The organism is Bartonella sp. MU70NMGDW (assembly GCF_042194085.1).
Lineage (GTDB): Bacteria > Pseudomonadota > Alphaproteobacteria > Rhizobiales > Rhizobiaceae > Bartonella > Bartonella grahamii.
Map to the genome: position 1 here is coordinate 1 of NZ_JBHIMK010000229.1, position 1894 is coordinate 1894.

2 protein-coding genes are annotated in these 1894 nt (G+C 40.1%); both read left to right on the forward strand.

The window, feature by feature from the left end; translation table 11 throughout:
- Positions 1–49 precede the first annotated feature (49 nt).
- Positions 50–673, forward strand: coding sequence for an IS607 family transposase (locus tag ACFIKE_RS09980; protein WP_375649680.1), 624 nt, complete (start codon positions 50–52; stop codon positions 671–673).
- The gene (locus ACFIKE_RS09985; protein WP_375649683.1) at positions 670–1866 is read left to right on the forward strand and encodes an RNA-guided endonuclease InsQ/TnpB family protein; all 1197 of its coding nucleotides are present in this window, start codon (positions 670–672) and stop codon (positions 1864–1866) included. The genes ACFIKE_RS09980 and ACFIKE_RS09985 overlap by 4 nt, the downstream gene beginning before the upstream one ends.
- The last annotated feature ends 28 nt before the right edge of the window (positions 1867–1894 follow it).

Here is a 1894-nt window from a genome sequence, read left to right on the forward strand (position 1 = left end):
TTTAACAGCTTACTTGTAATCTATTTATATCTGTGTAATCATATACATTATGGATAGATTTGTTGGGATAGGTAAGGCCGCTCAAGTTTTGGGTGTTTCGATTAGCACTTTGCGCCGTTGGGAAGGTGAAGGCAAAATTATTTCTGAGCATACGGCAGGAGGTCACCGCCGTTATGACCTATCTAGGCTTAGGCCTGAGCTTTTTCATTCGAGAGAACTATCACAAAGAAAAACCATTGCTTATGCGCGTATATCGAGCCATGATCAAAAAGACGATTTAGAGCGACAAAAACAGGTTCTTGAGCTTTATTGCGCAAGCCAAGGTTGGACTTATGAACTCATCTCTGATTTAGGGTCAGGGATGAATTATCGTAAAAAAGGTCTTAAACGTTTATTGGATGCTCTCATTGAAAATGAAATTGGTCGTTTGGTTATTACGCATAAAGATCGTTTATTGCGCTTTGGTGCAGAATTGGTCTTCGCCATTTGTGAAGCCAAACAAGTTGAGGTTGTCATTCTCAATCAGGGGGAAGAAAGCAGTTTTGAAGAGGATTTAGCCAAAGATATTTTAGAAATTATTACTGTCTTTAGTGCTCGTCTTTATGGAAGTCGTTCGAGAAAAAATCAAAAGTTATTAGAGAATGTTCGTCAAGCTGTAGAGGCATCGCAATGATTGTTGCTCACAAAATAGCTCTAGACTTAAACAATAAACAACGAAGCTACATGGCTCGAGCCAGTGGTTGCGCGCGCTTTGCTTATAATTGGGCACTGAAGGAATGGCAGCAGCAATATGAAGCATGGAAGAAAGATAATAATTTACCAAAGCCTAATGACTATGCGCTACGTAGACAATTCAATTCTCTAAAACGAGAACAATTTCCATGGATGATGGAAGTTACTAAAAATGCTCCACAAATGGCAATTATTCAATTGGGTGTGGCTTTTAAGAATTTCTTTTCAGGGAGAAGCCGATATCCCACTTTTAGAAAGAAAGGAGTGCACGATCGTTTTACTTTGACCAATGATCAAATACAGTTGCAAGGTTTCAAGATAAGAATTCCCAAACTTGGTTGGGTTCGTCTGCGAGAACAATTGCGATTTCAAGGAAAGATCTTGTCAGCAACCATTAGCCGTAAAGCGGATCGGTGGTTTGTAAGTCTTAGCGTTGAAACAGATAATCAAGAGTCACTGAGCGAGAACCAAGCTATTGTTGGTCTTGATTTGGGCATCAATGCACTTGCAACGCTTTCGACAGGAGAAACCATAGGAGGCGTTAAACCTTATAAGGCTTTGCTAAATCGTTTACGGCGCTTATCACGAAGGCTAAGTCGTAAGCAAAAAGGCTCGAGCAATCGTTATAAGGAGAAACAAAAACTCGCTAAGCTTCATGCACGGATAAGTAATATCAGAACAGATCATTTGCATAAAGTTACAACAGATTTAATTCAGCGTTTTGGTACATTTTGTCTGGAAGATCTTCATGTAAAAGGCTTGCTGAAAAATAAGCATTTATCGCGTGCCCTTGCAGATCAAAGTTTTTTCGAGTTTCGCCGTCAATTGGAATATAAGGTGGCACGTTATGGTCGACAGATTGTTATTGCAGATCGTTGGTATGCGAGCAGTAAGATCTGCCATCATTGCGGATGTAAGATTGAACAATTGCCTCTTAACATACGTGAGTGGAGATGTTCTCATTGTGGTACACACCATGATCGAGACATTAATGCTGCGATTAATTTAAAAAACTTGGCGGTGAGTTCCACCGTATCAGCCTGTGGAGAGGAAGGCTCTGGCCAATGTCCTGTGACTTTGGTGAAACCAGCCTCAAAGAAGCAGGAAATCAACAGTATATTTAATCAGAAATGATCACATTTACATAAGTTTGATAGAACGG

What these genes read in the sequence shown, in the direction of transcription:
- ACFIKE_RS09980 (WP_375649680.1), top strand. Translation starts at nt 50, where the DNA reads ATGGATAGATTTGTTGGGATAGGTAAGGCCGCTCAAGTTTTGGGTGTT.
- ACFIKE_RS09985 (WP_375649683.1), top strand. Translation starts at nt 670, where the DNA reads ATGATTGTTGCTCACAAAATAGCTCTAGACTTAAACAATAAACAACGA.